Annotated in this window: 20 protein-coding genes; 2 read left to right on the top strand and 18 right to left on the bottom strand. The window is 36.4% G+C overall.

All coding sequences use genetic code 11. From position 1 onward, the window contains the following. The first annotated feature begins 53 nt into the window (after nt 1-53). Nucleotides 54-602 (top strand): rhomboid family intramembrane serine protease, encoded by a 549-nt coding sequence (locus MKY70_RS01325; protein WP_088034761.1) that lies wholly within the window; start codon nt 54-56, stop codon nt 600-602. Between the two features lie 166 nt (nt 603-768). Here the strand turns inward: MKY70_RS01325 and uvsE are convergent, their stop codons facing one another. The 13 genes from uvsE to MKY70_RS01260 all read right to left on the bottom strand — a co-directional run bounded on the left by uvsE (nt 769) and on the right by MKY70_RS01260 (nt 12,412). Continuing rightward, the gene (uvsE, locus tag MKY70_RS01320) at nt 769-1,731 is read right to left on the bottom strand and encodes a UV DNA damage repair endonuclease UvsE (protein WP_002029436.1); all 963 of its coding nucleotides are present in this window, start codon (nt 1,729-1,731) and stop codon (nt 769-771) included. Between the two features lie 93 nt (nt 1,732-1,824). Then, entirely contained in the window at nt 1,825-3,453 is a 1,629-nt protein-coding gene (locus MKY70_RS01315; protein ID WP_088034759.1) for a DEAD/DEAH box helicase, read from the bottom strand. 306 nt (nt 3,454-3,759) lie between these two features. Beyond that, a complete protein-coding gene (murF, locus tag MKY70_RS01310) occupies nt 3,760-5,136 on the bottom strand; it encodes a UDP-N-acetylmuramoyl-tripeptide--D-alanyl-D-alanine ligase (protein ID WP_088034757.1) in 1,377 nt (458 codons plus the stop codon). A 60-nt stretch (nt 5,137-5,196) separates the two neighbouring features. Continuing rightward, nucleotides 5,197-6,285, bottom strand: coding sequence for a D-alanine--D-alanine ligase (locus tag MKY70_RS01305; RefSeq protein WP_088034755.1), 1,089 nt, complete (start codon nt 6,283-6,285; stop codon nt 5,197-5,199). A gap of 300 nt (nt 6,286-6,585) precedes the next feature. Beyond that, the gene (locus MKY70_RS01300; protein ID WP_002029432.1) at nt 6,586-7,860 is read right to left on the bottom strand and encodes an MDR family MFS transporter; all 1,275 of its coding nucleotides are present in this window, start codon (nt 7,858-7,860) and stop codon (nt 6,586-6,588) included. Nucleotides 7,861-8,093: 233 nt separating this feature from the next. Continuing rightward, the gene (locus MKY70_RS01295; protein WP_002140161.1) at nt 8,094-9,266 is read right to left on the bottom strand and encodes a homogentisate 1,2-dioxygenase; all 1,173 of its coding nucleotides are present in this window, start codon (nt 9,264-9,266) and stop codon (nt 8,094-8,096) included. Continuing rightward, nucleotides 9,232-10,188 carry a fumarylacetoacetate hydrolase family protein gene (locus tag MKY70_RS01290; RefSeq protein ID WP_341022673.1) on the bottom strand — a complete coding sequence of 319 codons (957 nt, stop codon included), beginning with the start codon at nt 10,186-10,188 and terminating at the stop codon, nt 9,232-9,234. The genes MKY70_RS01295 and MKY70_RS01290 overlap by 35 nt, the downstream gene beginning before the upstream one ends. A 66-nt stretch (nt 10,189-10,254) precedes the next feature. Next, nucleotides 10,255-11,373 (bottom strand): 4-hydroxyphenylpyruvate dioxygenase, encoded by a 1,119-nt coding sequence (gene hppD / locus MKY70_RS01285; protein ID WP_002140158.1) that lies wholly within the window; start codon nt 11,371-11,373, stop codon nt 10,255-10,257. 310 nt (nt 11,374-11,683) lie between these two features. Further along, on the bottom strand, nt 11,684-11,794 hold the full coding sequence (locus tag MKY70_RS01280) for a DUF3948 family protein (protein ID WP_001083697.1): 111 nt from the start codon (nt 11,792-11,794) through the stop codon (nt 11,684-11,686). Nucleotides 11,795-11,836: 42 nt separating this feature from the next. Next, on the bottom strand, nt 11,837-11,953 hold the full coding sequence (locus MKY70_RS01275) for a DUF3948 family protein (protein ID WP_002029425.1): 117 nt from the start codon (nt 11,951-11,953) through the stop codon (nt 11,837-11,839). 35 nt (nt 11,954-11,988) lie between these two features. Further along, nucleotides 11,989-12,105, bottom strand: coding sequence for a DUF3948 family protein (locus MKY70_RS01270; RefSeq protein ID WP_000654250.1), 117 nt, complete (start codon nt 12,103-12,105; stop codon nt 11,989-11,991). A gap of 35 nt (nt 12,106-12,140) precedes the next feature. Then, nucleotides 12,141-12,257, bottom strand: a complete 117-nt coding sequence (locus MKY70_RS01265) for a DUF3948 family protein (RefSeq protein WP_002029425.1) — start codon at nt 12,255-12,257, stop codon at nt 12,141-12,143. 35 nt (nt 12,258-12,292) lie between these two features. Further along, complete coding sequence (locus tag MKY70_RS01260; RefSeq protein ID WP_002009865.1) at nt 12,293-12,412, bottom strand: DUF3948 family protein; 120 nt, start codon at nt 12,410-12,412, stop codon at nt 12,293-12,295. A 464-nt stretch (nt 12,413-12,876) separates the two neighbouring features. Here MKY70_RS01260 and MKY70_RS01255 point away from each other — a divergent pair, with 464 nt between their 5' ends. After that, nucleotides 12,877-13,749 (top strand): Cof-type HAD-IIB family hydrolase, encoded by an 873-nt coding sequence (locus MKY70_RS01255; RefSeq protein ID WP_002091393.1) that lies wholly within the window; start codon nt 12,877-12,879, stop codon nt 13,747-13,749. 182 nt (nt 13,750-13,931) lie between these two features. Here MKY70_RS01255 and MKY70_RS01250 read toward each other — a convergent pair whose 3' ends face one another. The 5 genes from MKY70_RS01250 to MKY70_RS01230 all read right to left on the bottom strand — a co-directional run bounded on the left by MKY70_RS01250 (nt 13,932) and on the right by MKY70_RS01230 (nt 19,608). Then, the gene (locus MKY70_RS01250; protein ID WP_002091394.1) at nt 13,932-14,897 is read right to left on the bottom strand and encodes an ABC transporter ATP-binding protein; all 966 of its coding nucleotides are present in this window, start codon (nt 14,895-14,897) and stop codon (nt 13,932-13,934) included. Continuing rightward, a complete protein-coding gene (locus tag MKY70_RS01245; protein WP_341022666.1) occupies nt 14,894-15,874 on the bottom strand; it encodes an ABC transporter ATP-binding protein in 981 nt (326 codons plus the stop codon). The genes MKY70_RS01250 and MKY70_RS01245 overlap by 4 nt, the downstream gene beginning before the upstream one ends. Before the next feature lie 10 nt (nt 15,875-15,884). Next, nucleotides 15,885-16,805, bottom strand: a complete 921-nt coding sequence (gene opp4C / locus MKY70_RS01240) for an oligopeptide ABC transporter permease (protein ID WP_061689742.1) — start codon at nt 16,803-16,805, stop codon at nt 15,885-15,887. An 11-nt stretch (nt 16,806-16,816) separates the two neighbouring features. Then, the gene (locus tag MKY70_RS01235; RefSeq protein WP_061689743.1) at nt 16,817-17,773 is read right to left on the bottom strand and encodes an ABC transporter permease; all 957 of its coding nucleotides are present in this window, start codon (nt 17,771-17,773) and stop codon (nt 16,817-16,819) included. 107 nt (nt 17,774-17,880) lie between these two features. Further along, nucleotides 17,881-19,608, bottom strand: coding sequence for an ABC transporter substrate-binding protein (locus MKY70_RS01230; RefSeq protein WP_341022662.1), 1,728 nt, complete (start codon nt 19,606-19,608; stop codon nt 17,881-17,883). Nucleotides 19,609-19,704 lie beyond the last annotated feature (96 nt).

The raw sequence follows: 19,704 nt of genomic DNA, 5'->3' as shown, positions 1-19,704 counted from the left end.
ATTGTAAGAATAACAGAGAATCTTTCTGATGCAAAAGGAGTGATACTAACAACATGCTAATACCATCCACTCGCATTTCCTTACAACCGATTATCATTTCTTTACTTCTTATACAATTAGTCATGATTATATTGAGCGACTTTTCCCTCTTTCACCTGGCAGCCTACAATGAATATATCGCTAAAGGAGAATGGTGGCGTGTCATAACTTCCTTACTTGTACACGTAGACTTACAACATTTCCTTTCTAATAGTATTTGTTTATTCGTATTTGGTTCTTCTATCGAAAAACAACTAGGACACTTTTCTTTCATCATTATTTTTTTCCTTTCTGGCATTCTCGGGAATATTTCTTCTTATATTATTATGCCTCTTGAATATATTCACGCCGGAGCATCTGGTGGTATTTTCGGATTACTAGGCGCCCAATTATTTTTATTGTATAGTCGATATCGTTCTTCAAAACCAAGAGACATCGCTATTTTTTCAATAATGATATTTATATTACTACTATTTACTTTCTTTAATCCCTCTGCCAATCCTATAAGCCATTTAACAGGACTGATCATCGGCGGCATGTGCACCCCTTTTTTAATAAAGTGAAACTTTAATCAGTGGGGGGGTTCCATCCCCCACTGATTATTAGTTGAACCAATCGGGCTTTTACGGGCAGTTGATCTCCCACCTAACTCCCTCGCATTCGCCGAATTTTGAGGCGGGAGTCTTACTGCCCGTTAATGCGGGACAAAAAAAAACGATGGCGCAGAGCTTATTTAATATAGAAGCTCGCACCATCGATAATTTCCACATCTGTTTGTTTACTTAACTCTCTCATTAGTTGAAATAAAGACTCGTCCTTTTTCTTCGCCTCAATCATACAATCAATTCGCGGAACACTCCCCTTTATCTTTTTCAAAAAAGATAAGAAAGTATCTACATCAATAAAATCTGCATGTGCTCTCGGGTTTTTTCCATCTCTAGGACTGGAGATGTGCATTTTAACCGGTAACAAAGACGATTCCCACGTATGTACAACACGCGCCCAATCTTCATGCCAATCTTCCTGGTCATTATTCATCATATGATGGTGCAAATCAAACACGACTGGAATGTCTAATTTCTCACCTAAATACAATGTTTCTTCTAAAGAAAAGGTCGTGTCATCATTTTCTAATATAATCATCTCTTGAATACCTCTTGGAACAGTTGACCAATTTTCTATAAAGCGTTCTAATGCAAGCTCCTTATCTTTATAACCTCCTCCCACATGTAATACACATCGTTGCTTATGTTCAATTCCCATACCCTTTAACAATTTTTTGTGCATCTGCAATGTCTTTACAGATTGTTTGAAAATACTCTCCTCAGGTGAATTTAGTACAACAAAGTGATCTGGATGGAAGTCAATTCGCATATTCATACGAATTGCATATTCACCTAATTCTTTCAGATTTTCTTTTAACGGACGAATATAGTTCCAATCTAACAACTCCTCATGATTCGCTAAAGGAATAAGCTTAGAACTAAGTCGAAAGAAAGATATATCATGCCCTTTATTATGTTTTAATAACCGTAAGCAATTTTCCAAATTTGAATTAGCGATTCTTTCAAGTTTACGAATCGCAGCCTCTCGATCATCAATCCGCTGAAACTGTGCATACGTCATCGTTTGAGATGGAGAAGCATTCTTCAAATGTACACTCATCGCAACATACCCAAGTCTTACAAGCATATAGCACCTCATTTCTATACGAGTTACTATGTAGTATGCACAATTACAGAAATAAAAAAAGAGAATGCCCAGCAAAGGGCATTCTCTTTTTTATTAAGCTTGTGGACGGCTATGATGTTTTCTTTCGCCGCGTCCATTTGAAGATCCAGGGCGACCTTCACCTTTACGACCACGGTTACCATCACGGCTACCAGCATCACGGCTACCGCCATCACGATTACGATCACGGTTACGACCATCGCCACTTCCGCTTCCGCTTCCACGTCCATCACGATTGCGATCACGGTTACGACCATCGCCACCGCCGCGTCCATCACGACTACGATTACGATCACGGTTACCATCACGGTATCCACTTCCGTTACCACCGCGTTTTTTAGAACCGCCACCGCCACCTCTTGAAACAACTGGTGGTTCTGATGTTAAAGCGATCGGAGTTGTATCCGGCTCTTTTGTCATCATTTTTAAAGCAGCAGCTACTACTGTTACAGAATCATTCTCTTCTAACATTTCTTCTGCAATACGCTTGTAGTATGATAAGTTATCATTTTCAATTGTGCTTTGAAGTTTTTCAGCGATTAAACGTTGTTGACCTTCTAACGCCTCGTCAAGTGTCGGTGCGTCCATACGATCAACCTTACGTTTTGTTGTACGCTCGATATTTTTTAATTGTCCTGATTCACGTGGTGTTACAAATAACATTGCAATACCTTTTTTACCAGCACGGCCAGTACGACCGATACGGTGAACGTATGATTCTGGATCTTGTGGGATATCGAAGTTGTATACGTGTGTTACGCCTGAAATATCAAGACCACGTGCAGCAACGTCTGTTGCAACAAGAACTTCAATAGTACCTTCTTTAAATTTACGTAATACAGACATACGCTTCGCTTGTGTTAAGTCACCGTGAATACCTTCTGCTGCATAACCACGTAAGTTTAATGCTTCTGATAATTCATCAACACGACGCTTTGTACGACCGAATATGATTGCAAGCTCTGGAGATTGAATATCTAGTAAGCGTGTTAACACGTCAAACTTTTTCTTTTCTTGCACTTCTAAATAGAACTGCTGAATGTTTGGCATTGTTACTTCTTTTGCTTTTACTTTAATGTGTTGAGGCTCAGTCATGAAACGCTCAGCAATACGACGGATTGGATCTGGCATTGTCGCTGAGAATAATAATGTTTGATGTGTTTCTGGCACATCTGTTAAAATCGCTTCAATATCTTCAATGAAGCCCATGTTTAACATTTCATCCGCTTCGTCAAGAACAACAGTCTCTACGTTTTGTAAGCGAAGTGTTTTACGGTTGATATGATCTAAAATACGACCCGGCGTACCTACAATAATGTGTGGGTGTTTTTTTAGAGCACGAATTTGGCGGTTAATATCTTGACCACCATAAATTGGTAGAATACGAACACGTTTATGTTTACCAATTTTGTATAGCTCTTCTCCAACTTGAATTGCTAATTCACGCGTTGGCGCGATAACAATACCTTGAACTGCTTCTTTATTTGTATCCACTTTATCTAATAGTGGTAATCCGAATGCTGCTGTTTTCCCTGTACCTGTTTGCGCTTGCCCAATAATATCCTTACCTTGCAATGCATGTGGAATTGTTTCAGCTTGAATCGGCGTAGCCTCTTCAAAGCCCATACTTTCAACAGATTGTAGTAAAGACTCACTTAATCCTAGTTCTCGAAATGTTGTCAATGTTACTTCTCCTTTTCTATCCTATACTTATCATTTAAAAAAAGGCGTTTTCCGAACTTGCGGAAAAGCCATTTTCCTGAATACTTACGTATATAACCGGGCGTATATTCTTCACGAAAATACTTCTAAACGTTATTACACTTTATCAATTATAAGTTTTGTAGGTGTAAAAAGCAAACCCCAACTGTTACCTTATTTCATATTCAGAGCTTTTTTCTTTACTTTTATTTTTTTATTGTTTACTGTAAGCGCTTATTATAAGTTTCCACTATTTTCGTGGCTATCATCCCTATTTATATACACCAATTATTTCAACATCGTAATTACTTCTTCTAATTTCATGCCGCGAGATGCTTTTACTAATACAACATCTTTCGTACCGACTACTGCTTGCAACTCTTTTATTAACTCTTCTTTACTATCATACGCTTTTACACGGTCTTTAGGGAAATTAATTTTTGCACCTTCAGCAATTTGAGCCCCTAATTTACCATATGTGAATACATATGAAATTTTTGCTGGATCAATTAATTTACCTACTTCATAATGAAATTGCACTTCTTGATTTCCAAGTTCTAACATATCACCAAGCACAACAATTTTTTTAGCAAATCCATCTAAACCATTCATTAGGTGGAACGCAGCTTCCATAGCTGTTGGACTAGCATTATAAGCATCATTGATAATTGTTAAACCACTATCTTTTTTTACAATTTCCATACGCATACCTGTCATTTGAAGTGTTACTAAACCTTGTTTCATTTCTTCCCACGTTACACCAAAATGTTTTGCAATTGCCATTGAAGCAAGCGTATTATATACATTATGCTTTCCTAGTACTGGCAAATAGAATGACAAAGTTTCATCCCTGTTCATCTTAAAGTGTGTCCCAGTAGCCTGCAATGTTACAGTAGTTGGATAGTAATCATTTGCTCTCGCATCACCAAATGTAACTGTTTCAGCTGCTAAATTCATTTCTGGAACACGATTCGTTAATAGCGGCTCATCTCCATTATATACGAACACGCCACCCTTTTGTAAACCTGTAACAATTTCTAACTTCGCTTCAGCAATCGCCTCACGAGAGCCTAAATCCATTAAGTGCGCCTCACCAATGTTCGTAATAATAGCTGCATTAGGACGAGCTAACTTAGATAGAAATTCAATTTCTCCGCGGCTTGACATGCCCATTTCTAATACAGCTACTTCTGTATTTTCCTCTAAATTTAAAATAGTAAGAGGTAAACCGATGTGGTTATTGAAATTACCTTCTGTTTTTTGAACTTTAAATTTAGTCGCAAGAATACTTGTTACAATATCTTTCGTAGATGTTTTACCATTACTACCCGTTACACCAACAACTTTTACATCCAATTGATCACGATAGTTTTTCGCTAACATTTGCAATGCTGCTAGTGTATCTTCTACAAAAATAACCGGAAGATTTTCAGGTGGGTTTTCTACATCTTTCATCCATAATGTAGCAATCGCCCCATTTTCAACAGCTTTGTCTACAAAAGCATGTCCATCGAAACGTTCACCTTGAATTGGAACATATAAATTTCCATTTTCAATTTTCCTCGTATCAATAGACACTCCTTGTATAGTAATTCCCTCATACTGCTCTGCTAATCCAGTACCATTTATCATCTGCTCTACTTGTTTTAACGTTCGATTTATCATGAAAACACTCCTTACATAGAGGAAGCACTATTCCTTCGAATAGTGCTTCCTCCTTTTTTGTTAGATTGTATATTTAATTTTTTGTTTTTCTTCGTGACGCTCAATCGCTAAGCGAATTAGCTCTTCAATTAATTCCGGATACGGTAACCCTGTATGTTGCCATAATAGAGGGAACATACTAAACGGCGTGAATCCTGGCATTGTGTTTACTTCGTTAATATATACTTCTCCATCTTTCGTTAAGAAGAAATCAGCTCGTGTTAAGCCCGAACCATCTAATGATTGGAATGCGATAATTGCATCTCGCTTAATTACATTAGACTCTTCTTCTGTCATTTCAGCTGGAATAATTAACGCTGTATCACCATCGATGTATTTCGATTTGTAATCATAAAAATCTTTTTTCGGTACAATTTCACCTACAACTGAACATTTCGGCTCATCATTACCTAATACACCAACTTCTACTTCACGACCTACAATATTTTCTTCTACAATAATTTTACGGTCAAATTGGAATGCCTCTTCGAATGCATTCTCAAGCTCTTCACGATCGTTACACTTATTAATACCAACACTTGAACCAAGGTTTGCTGGTTTTACGAAGCAAGGATATCCTAATACTTCTTCTACTTTTTCATACGCTGTTTCACGATCTTTTTCCCATGCGCTACGAATGAAAGATGCATATTTCGCTTGTTTCAATCCAGCTTCTGCAAAGATATTTTTCATAACAACTTTATCCATACCAGCAGATGATGCTAATACACCGTTACCTACATATGGAATGTTTAGTAATTCTAATAACCCTTGTACTGTTCCATCTTCGCCATTCGGTCCATGTAATAATGGGAAAATGACATCAATTGTATCTTCTTGTTTAGAAGTTGCCGTTGGGATAATTTCTGTACTTAATGATACAGGAGAAATTGTATTCTCTTCCCCACTCATTTGTAATGCCTCAACATTTGTTACTTCGCCTTCAATACGCTCTCCACGCATCCATTGGCCTTGTTCTGTAATATAAATTGGATGAATCTCGAATTTATCTTGATTTAATGCTTTAATAGCAGCAAGAGCCGTTTGTAACGAAACTTGATGCTCAGCTGATTTTCCACCGTATAATAAACCTAATTTAATTTTTGTCACTGAAATCACCCTAACCAATTGTTTTCATTTTTCTATTTTAGCACTTTTTATAAAAATAGGTAGTTCCTATTTGAAATAAAATGTAACTTCCACAAATAATTAAAAGACACCACTTATTGGTTTTCTACACTTTTTCTCTTTAATTTCTACACACCTAAACAAAATTAAACTTTAGAGCAAAATTGCTATCTAATCTAGTTATGTACCTAAAATATGTAGAAATCCACTTTGTGTGTATGTCATCTATATTACCTTACCATTTGTGGAGAATGAAAAAACACTGATTAAAGTTTCATTTTATTAAGAAGACTGTTTTGTAGGCGTATCTTTTTGCCTCTGCTCAACAAGACGATCTAAAGAAACATATACAAAGCCTGCAACTACACACCCTACACTTAAAATTGTAAATAAGTAGTGACCAAGCAAACGATCCAATAAAAAACCACCAAGAAGTGGACCGAATGCACTTCCTGTAATCCACTGCAAACTCGCCGCCCCCATATAGGTTCCTCTCAAATGCTCAGGGGCCAAATTCGCTACAAACGTCATCTGTACAGGCGACATAATCATCTCGCCTAACGTATATATGGCATAAACAAACATTAACGTCATTAAAATAATTGTAGCATTTGTATCATATTCTCCAAACCACTTCGGTAACCATCCTATAAAAAACAAACCAATTCCGAACAAACACGCACCGTATAACATCGTCTTTCCAACAGGTTTATCTGTCGCCCATTTTGAAATTTGAAATTGAAATAAAACAACTAATAGACCATTTAATGCCATTAAATATGGGTATGGATTGTTGACTCCAAAAATATCCTTCATTTCGTTATCAAAGTGAAGCGGTAACATGCCTTCTGTTTGAGAAAACCCCATAGAAATAATGATCCCCGCTAACAAATAAATCATTAACGCCTTATCCCTCATTAAAATTTTCCAAACTGCTCCGGATTCCTGCTCTTTACTTTTTTCCGTCATATCCGTAATTTTTGGCATTGTTTCTTTAATAAGTACTAACACTAGTAGCGCATAAAACAACATAGCGGATGAAGCAATAATAAACACGAGGTTCTTTGATAAAACAACTACTGATGCTCCCATTATCGGTCCAATTGCAGCACCAATATTGTGTCCCATTCGCAATAAACCATATGCTTCTGTTCTTTTTTCTGGCGCCGTCACATCTGCAACCATCGCTGATGCCGCTGGGTGAAATAGCGAATTACTTAACCCTAAAAAAATAGATAAAATGGCATATGGAATAAACCCTTCTATAAATAAAAAACCGAGCATTAGTAATGCATTACTCGCCATTGAAAATATCATAATTGGCTTTCTTCCATATATATCAGCTATTCTTCCGCCTATAAGCGAACCAAAACTTGCAGCTATTGGAGAAAGCGCCATAATGATTCCAACTTGTAATAAAGAATCTACCTTATCTTTTAAATATAGTGCAAAAAAAGGCATTAACATCATCATCGCAATTCCGTTCAATGTCTCACCGATAAATCGAATCCATACGTTACGATCCATCCCTCTTAACTCACGCCATGTATTTTTCATAAATTCCCCCCTTAGTTCCCCAACAATTATATTATATATAATTAGAAAAATGTAAATTTTCAAACGAAAAATCTATCCATAACAATCCCTTTCGAAATAAGTAGAAATTCTTCTGAATATGCACGATCTTTATCACTCTTTCTATATATCTTTCTATAACTTTTTTGGGTATTATTATACATGTCGATTCCATAAAAGAGGCATGCTCCCGTAGTGAGCATGCCTCTTTTTACTTATTTCACAGTATATGAACCCTCTTCAATCCAGCTATACATATATTTTTCATCTTCCGTCTCATGTGCTTGTTTTACAATACGAAGCGGACGGAATGTATCTATCATAACAGCCAGTTCAAGTGTCTCTTTCTTCCCTATACTCGCTTCTGTTTTCCCTGGATGTGGCCCATGCGGGATCCCGCTTGGATGAAGCGTAATAGAACCTTCTTCTACACCTTTTCGGCTCATAAAATTACCTTCTACATAGTACAGTACCTCATCACTATTCACATTACTATGATAATATGGTGCCGGAATAGATTCTGGATGATAATCGTATAAACGCGGTACGAAAGAGCAAATGACGAAATTATGCCCTTCGAATGTTTGATGTACTGGTGGTGGCTGATGAATACGACCTGTAATTGGTTCAAAATCCTCCACATTAAAGACCCACGGATATAAATACCCATCCCATCCAACAACATCTAACGGATGGTGCCCTAACACATGCTTGTGCATATAACCTCTCGACTTTGTCATTACGACAAACTCACCTTTTTCATCATATGTCTCCAATTTCTCCGGTCCACGCATATCTCTTTCACAAAACGGACTATGTTCTAACAATTGCCCATATTCATTGCGATAGCGACTTGGTGTTGTAATTTGGCTATTTGCCTCTACAACAAGAAACTTAGTCTCTCCCTCATCTGGAATAACACGATAAATCGTTCCAATTGGAATTGTTACATAATCACCTTTTCTATAGTGAATCGTTCCAAACATCGTTTCAATTTTTCCTGTTCCATAATGAACAAATAACATTTCATCGCCATCACCATTACGGTAAAAATAATCCATTTTTTCTGTTGGACTCACTACTCCAATTAATAAATCCTCATTCCCAAGCATAAAGTTTCTTCCGCTTACTGCATCACCAGTTTTTTTATTTTCTTTCGTACGGAAGTGGCGATGAGCAAGAAGGGCATCCTCTTCATACTGTAACTGACAAGAATGCGATAATGCCGCGTGCCCTACTTCTGTTGGCATATAATGATGATACAAAATAGACTGGGTACCAGAGAAACCTTTTGTCCCCATTACCTGCTCACGATAAAGCGATCCATCTTTTTTACGAAATTGTACATGTCGTTTATGAGGTAGCTCCCCCATGTGACGATAAAACATGCCCATCACCTGCTTTCATGTCTTTTTTGACCGTATTACGTAACGTACCTAAACCAGTAATCGACAGCTCTACAACATCTCCATCTTGTAACCACTCTTCTGTACCAAGTTCTAAAATACATCCTGTTCCTACTGTCCCAGAACCAATCACATCTCCTGGATATAACGTAACGTCTTCCGAAGCACGTTCAATCATTTCAGCAAATGTATAGTAAATATCTTGGAAGTTTCCCTTTGATAATATCTTTCCATTTACATGAGCAGTCATCTCTAAATCATAACGATCACCGTTACGATAAACGTCTAATTCCTCTTTCGTAACGAGATACGCTCCTAATGAAGTTGCAAAATCTTTTCCTTTCGCTGGACCGAGTCCCACTTTCATTTCTGTTGCTTGTAAGTCCCTTGCACTCCAGTCGTTCATAATGCAGTAACCAAAAATATATTCCTCTGCTTGTTCACGAGAAATGTTTCGTCCTTCTTTCCCAATTACGCAAGCAATCTCTAACTCATAATCAAGCTTTTTAGACTTCTTCGGACCAATAACAAAATCATCTGGCCCAATAACAGCACGGTGGTTCGTAAAATAAAAAACCGGGATATCATACCATTCAGGTACAACATCTAGCACTCTTCTCCCGCGGGCTGTTTTTACATGCTGCTCAAATGCATAAAAATCTCGAATGCTACTCGGATTAGGAATTGCCGCTGCTAATTGAACTTCCTCTAAGGAATATATACCCTTTTCAGGATTCTTAATATTACGCAATACTTCTACATACTCATCTGCTTTCTCTAAAAAGGCGAACATAGAAGAAGGTAATTGTCCATCACTCGCAAGATTCATATCGATTACTTTGTCACCTTCAAGCCATCCAGCTCGCATTTCTTTCGATGGGAGACGAAATGTAACAAATTTCATCGTGATTCCTCCCTATGAAAATGAAATTTCCACCAACAAAGGAACTCTTGCTGGTGGATACAAATTTTATAAATTTCCGCGACGCTCTTGTTCTCTTTCAATTGATTCGAATAACGCTTTAAAGTTCCCTTCGCCAAATCCACGAGAACCTTTACGTTGGATGATTTCAATAAATAGAGTTGGACGATCTACAATTGGTTTCGTAAAGATTTGTAATAAATAACCTTCTTCGTCACGGTCTACTAGAATCTTCAATTCTTTTAATCTATCAATTTCTTCATCAATTTTCCCCACTCGTGCAGTTAACTCATCGTAATACGTATCTGGCGTATCTAAAAACTCCACGCCATTCGCACGAAGCACTTCAATTGTTTTTACAATGTCACTTGTTAATAAAGCAAGATGCTGTACACCCGCTCCATTATAGAACTCTAGATATTCTTGAATTTGTGACTTTCTTTTTCCATCTGCTGGTTCATTAATTGGAAACTTAATACGGCTTCCATTCGTCATAACTTTTGACATTAATGCCGAATACTCTGTGCTAATATCGTCATCATCAAAGTGAATCATTTGTTTAAATCCCATGACGTTCTCATAATAACTAACCCATTCTTCCATTTTCTCAACGTTACCAACGACATGGTCTACAGCAATTAAACCGGATTCTTCAAATGGAATATTGAACTCTACCTTTTGAAATCCTGGCATGAATGTTCCTTTATAATTTTTACGCTCTACAAGCGTATGAATTGTATCACCATACGTACCAATAACCGCTTTCTTCAAAGTACCTTCCTCATCTGTTAACTCTTCAGGTGGAGCAATCGCAACAGCGCCACGCTTCACCGCTTCAGAGTAGGCTTTATCAACGTCATCAACAAGTAAAGCCACATCTTTCACTCCATCACCATGAGTCTTTACAAACTCTGCAATACGACTATCGCTACTTAAAGCTCCAGACACAACAAAACGCATATTTTTTTGCACAAGAACATAAGATACCTTTTCACGGTTTCCTGTTTCTAATCCAGAATAGGCTACAATTTTGAATCCAAACGCTCTTGCAAGGTAATAACTTGATTGCTTTGCATTTCCTACGTAAAATTCCAAATGATCTACATCACGTACCGGAAAAAAGTCCTCCATTTGTGCAGCTAGCGTATCCATAGATTTTTGTTTCATAATATCTTCATCCCCCTGTAAATAGATTAAATGGTCCATACTTAAAACCAACCGAAAACGCTTCCAACATCAATTAATAGAAATTAGTTAGCAAGCTAACAATTTCCGACCTTTAAAATTTTCTATCTTTTCTGTCAAATTCCTCTTTTTTTCTTACATATAAAATTCGACTTTTTTCTCTTTAAAGTAAGGGGAAAATATTAATACTTGAAGGTATATATGAGAGGAAAACAAAAAAGACTCCAACATATTAACTACTTACTAATACGTTAGAGTCTTTATTTTTTTTGAATGATTGTATTTATATTTTTCATACTAATATATTTGCAAGGAATAGAATAAATGATGTTAATATTACCGCTCCGCCTAATGATCCTAATAAATCTGTTTTTGTTACTTGTAACACTTGTTCACTGTTCATATTCCTCATTCTCCTTTCATTTTGTACAATTTAAAACTTTTATTATACTAATACGCTTGATAGAAATACGATTAATGCTGTTAATACTACTGCTCCGCTTGCTGATCCTAAGAAATCACCTTTTGTTACTTGTAATACTTGCTCTTTCATATCTTTCATTCTCCCTTCATTTATCTTTTGTTACAAAACTTCTATTATACTAATACGCTTGATAGAAATACGATTAATGCTGTTAATACTACCGCTCCACTTGCTGATCCTACGAAGTCACCTTTTGTTACTTGTAATACTTGCTCTTTCATATCTTTCATTCTCCCTTCATTTATCTTTTGTTACAAAACTTCTATTATACTAATACGCTTGATAGAAATACGATTAATGCTGTTAATACTACCGCTCCACTTGCTGATCCTAAGAAATCACCTTTTGTTACTTGTAATACTTGCTCTTTCATATCTTTCATTCTCCCTTCATTTATCTTTTGTTACAAAACTTCTATTATACTAATACGCTTGATAGAAATACGATTAATGCTGTTAATACTACTGCTCCGCTTGCTGATCCTAAGAAGTCACCTTTTGTTACGTTTAATACTTGCTCGTTGTTCATATCATTCATTCTCCTTTTTTATAAGTTATCTATATGTAATTACTAAGAAATGATTAGTTCATAGTTTTCATGTTAACGTTACATTGAAATTAATTACGTAACGTTTGTAACACTAATGTAACATAACTATTATTACGTTGCAATATAATTACGTAAATTTTATTACACTTTTTTTACGTTTTTTTAAATTAACACTCAAAAACCTTGTTTTAATGCGTTTTCTACTACAATCATATTTGTAACACTAGTGTAACATTAAGGTCATAAAGCGAAATATAATATTATTCATCTCTATTTTGTTAAAAACCAAAGTGAAACTTTAATCAACGAGAGTTCCATTCCCTACTAATTATTCCCCTCACCAATCGCACTTTTACTAGAAATTAATGCGGGATAAAATACTATCTTTCCAAGATAAGTTTATATGTTTCCTCTATATAACTATGTATAATGGAAACAAAGAGGTGGTCATTTTGAAATTAATCGCACTAGATATGGATGGTACACTACTATCATCTAATCTTGAAATCTCCAAAGAGAACTTACAAGCTATCCAAACCGCAAAAGAGGCTGGTCATATTGTAATGATTTGTTCTGGCCGCGCGAAAGAGGATGCTTTGAAATTATTGGAAGAATATAAACTATCTCTTCCAGTTGGAGCAAGCAATGGGGCAATTGTTTATGTAGACGGAAAAGTAATTAACTCGCGTTGTTTACAAAATGATAAAGTATACAAGCTTGCAAAATTACTAGAATCTGAAGGTTTTCCATATAAGTTGTACACAAATAAAGGGGTTTACTCTCCTTATACATGGCAAGATCAAGTTATGCAGGCATTCGAAGAAAACAAGCATACACTAGATGTTACACTTGAGGAACTTGAAAGAATTACAGAAAAACAAAAGAAATCAAACTTAATTACTGATTTCCAAAAAATCGAAGATGTCGTAAATAATCCAGAATTAGAAATATCTAAATTCTTTATTTTGACATTTAATGCTGCTCATCGTTCGCAGCTATTGCAAACTTTACAAGAAGATACGGATATTTCAGTTACCGCATCAGCTCCTACTAATGTAGAAATTATGGATAAGCATGGCCATAAAGGCAATGGTTTGCAAGAAATGGCAGCTTATTTCAATATACCAATTGAAGATACTGTTGCAATCGGTGACAACTTTAATGATGTGCCAATGCTACAAGTAGCCGGCTTATCAGTTGCAATGGGAAATGCTGAAGAAGACGTAAAAAAATTATGTGACGTTGTTACATTAACAAATAATGAAAACGGTGTTGCTCATGCAATTGAGCAATTTGTATTAAAACAAACTTCATCTAGTAAATAAAGTTCAACTTTAATCAGAGGTGGGGTTCCTCTGATTATTAGTTGAACCAATCGGGCTTTTACGGGCAGTTAATCTCCCACCTAACTTCCCCGCATGTGTCGAATTTTCAGGTGGGAGTCTTACTGCCCGTTAATGCGGGGTAAAAAAAGGACTCTTTCACATTTTGAAAGAGTCCTTTTCTTTTACACATGATGACAAGCAACAAAATGATCTTCACCCACATTACGGAATTCTGGTACATTCGTTTTACAAATATCTGTAGCAACGGGGCAACGTGTATGAAAACGGCAACCTGATGGTGGATTTGCAGGACTTGGAATATCCCCTTCTAGAATAATCCGTTCTCGCTTAACCGTTGGATCCGGTATTGGCACTGCTGATAACAATGCTTTTGTATATGGATGAAGCGGATTCGCAAATAACTCATCACGTGATGCTGTTTCCACAATAGTTCCTAAATACATAATTCCAATTTTCGTACATAAGTGCTCCACAACACTTAAATCATGTGAAATGAATAAATAGGATAATCCCTTTTTCTCCTGTAATTCACTAAACAAATTAATGATTTGCGCTTGAATAGATACATCTAATGCCGCAACAGGCTCATCAGCCACAATAAATTCTGGATCTAATACCATCGCCCTTGCAATAACGATACGTTGACGTTGCCCACCGGAAAACTCATGAGGGTACCTGTCAATATGATACGGCGCTAAACCACATAACTCCAATACTTCTATCACCTTTGCACGGACATTTTCTTTCGTCGCTAGTCCGTGAGCCAACATTGGCTCACCAAGCGCTTCTCCAATTCTCATTCTTGGATTTAATGAGCTAAATGGATCTTGAAAGACGAGCTGCATATTAGGACGATGCTTTCTCAGCTCTTCTTTTGATAAAGCATGAACATCTTGACCTTTAAATTTCACTTCACCTTCTGTTTTTTGAACGAGACGGAGAATTGTTTTTCCTATCGTCGTTTTCCCACTTCCAGACTCTCCTACAAGGCCAAACACTTCTCCTTTATCAATTGTAAAGCTTACCCCATCTACCGCTTTCACATGTCCAATCGTTCTACTAAATACGCCGCCCTTAATCGGAAAATACGTTTTTAAGTTCTTCACTTCTAATAATGGTTCACTCATTGCCCAGCACGCTCCTCATATAACCAACAAGCTACTTTATGATCCTCGTCATGCACATTAAGATTTGGCGCTTCATTTTTGCATATTTCCATGCAATGTTCACAGCGACCACTAAAGTAGCAAAACTCATCTAAGCCAACTAAATTTGGAACTTGCCCTGGAATAGAATAAAGTTTATCTGTTCGTTTCCCCATTACTGGTTTTGATTTTAGCAACCCTTGCGTATATGGATGTTTCGGATTTTGAAATATTTCTAGTACCGGTGCCTCTTCAATAACTTTTCCACCATACATAACGACAACATAATCGGCCATTTCCGCTACAACACCTAGATCATGTGTAATTAATAAAATGGACGTTTTAAATCCCTCTTTTACTTGTCTTAGTAAGTCTAATATTTGCGCTTGAATCGTAACGTCTAGAGCTGTTGTCGGTTCATCTGCAATTAATAACTTTGGATTACAACTAAGTGCAATAGCAATCATAATACGTTGTAACATACCACCGCTTAATTCGTGCGGATAAGAATGGACAATTTCATCAGCACGAGCAATACCAACTTTACGAATTAATTCAATTGCTTTTTTGTATGCTTCGTTTTTGCTAAGTAGTTCATGCTCTCTTAACGTCTCAACAATTTGCTCTCCAACAGTAAAGACCGGATTAAGCGATGTCATCGGTTCCTGGAAAATCATGGCGATATCATTTCCTCTTAAACTACGAAGTTCTTTCTCTTTCATTCCTAAAAGACTTTTTCCTTCATAAAGAATATCACCACCAACGATGCCGCCAGATTCAGCAATAAGTCCCATAATAGATAAAGCCGTTACACTTTTCCCGCAACCTGATTCGCCTACTACACAAACTGTTTCACCTTCTCGAACTGAAAAGCTAACATGATTGACAGCCTTTACTGTACCTTCTTCCGTCTGAAAGTGTGTTTGTAAATCCTTTAGCTCTACTACCGCTCTACTCATGCTTTCTCACCTACCGCTTCATCTTTGGATCTAATGCATCACGAAGTGCATCGCCAAGTATATTAATTGATACAACTGTTATAAAGATTGCAAAACCAGGTGGGATCCATAACCACGGACGCTTTTGGAAATCGATTAATGAGTTTGCTGCACTAATCATATTTCCCCACGATGGTGTAGGCGGGACAACACCAAGACCTAGGTAGCTTAGTGCAGATTCACTTAAAATAGACCCTGCCACACCTAATGTCGCTACAACAATTAATATTGGAAAAACGTTTGGAATTAAATGATGGAGAATTTTACGAGAATCTTTTAATCCCAATACGTCCGCTGCCTGCATAAATGCTTGCTCCCGCAGCGTTAAAATCTGCCCTCGCACAAGACGAGCAAGTCCTGGCCATCCTACTAAGCTTAAAATAATCATTACGACATATAACCGGTATTCTGATGGTAGTTTCCATTCTGATAAAATTGCCCCCATTATAATAAGCAACGGTAATCCTGGAATGGACATTAACACATCTGCAATACGCATAATTAGATGGTCTACAATGCCACGATAAAAACCAGCAATGGCTCCTAACAAAGCACCGAGTATAACAGATAGTAACATCGATGCTAAACCGATTGTTAATGAAATACGTCCTGCTTGCATAAGCCTAGTTAAAATGTCTCGTCCTAATTGGTCTGTTCCGAGCCAATGTGAAAGGTTAGGTGGTTTATTAATTTGCGTTACTTGTACTGTCCCCGAAGCATATGGTGAAAAGATTGGACCAATGAAACTAAATAAAAACATAAATATTAAAACGTATAAACCAAACAATGCCATCTTATTTTGCTTTATTTTTTTATAGGCTTGACGCCATGGTGATGATTCGTTTCTTTTTTTCGGTTCTTTCTTTTTCTTTATTGTTGTAATAGTCTCCATATCTTCCTCCCTTACTTCAGTCGAATTCGTGGATCAACAAGCCCATATACAATATCTGCAAAAAAGTTCGCCATAATTGTTAAACAAGAAAGAAACATCGTAAATGCCATTAATACTGTATAATCACGAAAGTTCAATGCTTCTAATTGAATACTTCCAATACCTGGCCAGTTAAAGATTTGTTCAATAATAATTGCGCCAGAAAATAAGCCTGGTAATTCAAACGCAAGTAAAGTAATCGCTGGTAAAATTGCATTTTTCAATGCATGCTTATAAATAACTTTTCTTTCTTTCAACCCTTTTGCACGTGCAGTACGAATATAGTCTTGTCTTACAACATCCAACATACCTGTTCTAAAATATCGTGTTAATGACCCTACACCGAGAAGCGTTAAAATAAATACAGGCAGAATCATATGACGTAGTACTTCCAATATGTATGTGATACCTGTCGAATTACTTCCAATATCAATCATGCCGCCAATTGGTAATAAATTTAAATCAACTGCCAATAATTTAATTAAGAACAATCCTATAAAAAATGATGGGAATGACATTGCAGCAAAAACACCAATTGTTACAAGTCTATCAAACCATGAATGCTGTTTTGTTGCTGAAACAACACCAATTATAAGAGCAATAATCCAAGTGAAAAATAAAGCTGCAACTGCAACAATAAATGTATTCCAAATGAACTTATTAAGTAATGATGTTACTGGTTCTTGATATTGTAATGAGAAACCAAAATCACCGTGCAATGCGTTACCTAGCCAGTGAAAGTATCTTTCAATAATCGGCTTATTTAAACCATACAGTTCCCTTAATTCTTGAGCTCTCTCTGGTGTTAACTTTGGATTTGAATCAATATAATCACCTGGCAAGAGTGCAAATAAGAAAAAGATAATAATGGACGTACCAAACAATGTAGGAATCATTTGTAGAAACCTACGAATGATGTATGTTTTCACCTTTTGTCTCCCCAATCCTATTTACTTAAAAATAGAAGAACATTTTTTCAAAGCAGCGTTTATTCCTTGCTGTATGAAAAAATGTCTTCTATTATTTCAGTTAATCTTTATTTTTCAACTGATAGCACTGGTAAGTTAGAACTAATACCATCATATTTTTCTGGATTGATGCCTTGTATACGTGCATTGTGAGCGTAAAGTAGTTTACGATAGTTTAGTAAAATAACCGGTGGATCATCGCTTAACTCTTTATACAGTTCTTTATAAACTGCTTTACGTTTTTCAATATCTGTCGTCTCTATGCCTTTTACAATTAATTCATCAACTTTCGGATTACTATAACCTGTATCACTTTTTGGGTTAGTTGATAAGTAGTCACTTACCACTTCACTTGGATCACTAATTCCTGGTGTTGAAACCGCTGCTAAATCATAGTCACCTTTTCCCACTTTTGAAAGCATCGTATTAAAGTCCATTAGCTCTGGATTTATTTCAACACCGATTGCTTTGTAGCTTTCTTTTGCAATTGGAATAAAGATATCATTTGTTTTTCCTGTATTTGATGCGTAGTATGCTAATTTTAATTTTTGACCATCTTTTTCACGAACCCCGTCAGAACCTACTTTCCAACCAGCTTCATCCAATAATTTTTTAGCCTTTTCTACGTCGTATGGATATTTATTAATTCCTTCTTCCGTATATGCCCACGAAACTGGAGCAATTGGTACGTTAGCAACAGAACCATATCCTTGTAAAGCTGTATCAACATACTTCTTACGATCTAACCCATAAGTAAGTGCTTGGCGGACTTTCTTATCTTTCAAATATGGCTTCTTATTATTCACATAAATATAAGCGATATCACTAGAAGACTCGAGATTAATATTCGCAAAACCTAATCCTTTTAATTGTTCTATATTTTCAGGATTTGCTCTAAATCCACTATAATCCAGTTCACCTGTTTGGAATAATTGGAATCCAGTATCGCCTGATGTTATTTTGTAAATAAAGTTTTTGATTTTCGGTTTTCCTGCATAATAATGTTCATTGGCAACAAAGCGAACTTCTTGACCTGGAACATATTTCTCAAATTTATATGGTCCCGCAGCAATTGGTTGCCCATATAATGCTTTTAAATAGTCTAAACTTGTATTTTGTTTATAATCTTTTCCATAATAAGCTTTTGATAACACTGACCCACCTAAAGCAGTTAATGCCTGAGAATTAACTTTTTCAGTTACAATTTTAATTGTTTGTGGATTAACAACTTGAATCCCTTCAATAGAAGTTGCTTTTCCTTCTTTATATTCTTTCCCACCTTTAATGGCATACTGAGCAATATCCACCCCACCTTCATATGCTTTATCATGGAGTAGTGTTAATGTGAATGCTACGTCATCCGCTGTTAAAGGGGAACCATCACTAAACTTTAAATCTTTACGTAAATGGAATGTATATGTTAACTGATCAGCAGAAATATCCCATTTTTCTGCAAGGTCTGGAGCAGGTTTACCTTGTTTGTCTGTTGTTACTAATGATGCAAAAATAACAGACGTTACGTTTCCATCCCAACCATTCTCTTGGAAATATGGTAAGAAAACGCCTCCTGGCTTAGAAATAGCCGTGATAAAAGTGTCCTTCCGCTGATTTGCTTTTTCTGGACTTTTCTTCTTATCTGTAGCTGGAATTGTTTCAATCTTAGAGTCTTTTAAATCCTGTTTTTGCACTGATTCTGTAGAAGCCGTATCCTCCTGTCCCCCACAAGCAGATAACACAAGCGAACTACTCAGTAATACCGAAAATACACCAGCCCATTTTTTTGTCTTTTTCTTCATTGTCCCCACCCTAACTTTTTTTTAATAATTACACCTTATGAACTGCTTGACTAATGTATGCCTCCCACAGCAACATTTATAACCAATCGGAAAAGT

The sequence above is a fragment of the Bacillus sp. FSL R9-9492 genome (genome assembly GCF_038007365.1).
Taxonomy (GTDB): domain Bacteria; phylum Bacillota; class Bacilli; order Bacillales; family Bacillaceae_G; genus Bacillus_A; species Bacillus_A mycoides.
Note: the sequence above shows the minus strand (reverse complement) of the source record. Positions and strands in the feature narration are given on the sequence as shown.

Excerpts from the sequence above, each read along its gene's own strand:
- MKY70_RS01325 (WP_088034761.1), top strand. The coding sequence starts at position 54 with ATGCTAATACCATCCACTCGCATTTCCTTACAACCGATTATCATTTCT.
- uvsE (WP_002029436.1), bottom strand. The coding sequence starts at position 1,731 with ATGCTTGTAAGACTTGGGTATGTTGCGATGAGTGTACATTTGAAGAAT.
- murF (WP_088034757.1), bottom strand. The coding sequence starts at position 5,136 with ATGATAAATCGAACGTTAAAACAAGTAGAGCAGATGATAAATGGTACT.
- MKY70_RS01300 (WP_002029432.1), bottom strand. The coding sequence starts at position 7,860 with ATGAAAAATACATGGCGTGAGTTAAGAGGGATGGATCGTAACGTATGG.
- MKY70_RS01295 (WP_002140161.1), bottom strand. The coding sequence starts at position 9,266 with ATGTTTTATCGTCACATGGGGGAGCTACCTCATAAACGACATGTACAA.
- MKY70_RS01290 (WP_341022673.1), bottom strand. The coding sequence starts at position 10,188 with ATGAAATTTGTTACATTTCGTCTCCCATCGAAAGAAATGCGAGCTGGA.
- hppD (WP_002140158.1), bottom strand. The coding sequence starts at position 11,373 with ATGAAACAAAAATCTATGGATACGCTAGCTGCACAAATGGAGGACTTT.
- MKY70_RS01280 (WP_001083697.1), bottom strand. The coding sequence starts at position 11,794 with ATGAACAGTGAACAAGTGTTACAAGTAACAAAAACAGATTTATTAGGA.
- MKY70_RS01275 (WP_002029425.1), bottom strand. The coding sequence starts at position 11,953 with ATGAAAGATATGAAAGAGCAAGTATTACAAGTAACAAAAGGTGATTTC.
- MKY70_RS01270 (WP_000654250.1), bottom strand. The coding sequence starts at position 12,105 with ATGAAAGATATGAAAGAGCAAGTATTACAAGTAACAAAAGGTGACTTC.
- MKY70_RS01265 (WP_002029425.1), bottom strand. The coding sequence starts at position 12,257 with ATGAAAGATATGAAAGAGCAAGTATTACAAGTAACAAAAGGTGATTTC.
- MKY70_RS01260 (WP_002009865.1), bottom strand. The coding sequence starts at position 12,412 with ATGAATGATATGAACAACGAGCAAGTATTAAACGTAACAAAAGGTGAC.
- MKY70_RS01250 (WP_002091394.1), bottom strand. The coding sequence starts at position 14,897 with ATGAGTGAACCATTATTAGAAGTGAAGAACTTAAAAACGTATTTTCCG.
- MKY70_RS01245 (WP_341022666.1), bottom strand. The coding sequence starts at position 15,874 with ATGAGTAGAGCGGTAGTAGAGCTAAAGGATTTACAAACACACTTTCAG.
- opp4C (WP_061689742.1), bottom strand. The coding sequence starts at position 16,805 with ATGGAGACTATTACAACAATAAAGAAAAAGAAAGAACCGAAAAAAAGA.
- MKY70_RS01230 (WP_341022662.1), bottom strand. The coding sequence starts at position 19,608 with ATGAAGAAAAAGACAAAAAAATGGGCTGGTGTATTTTCGGTATTACTG.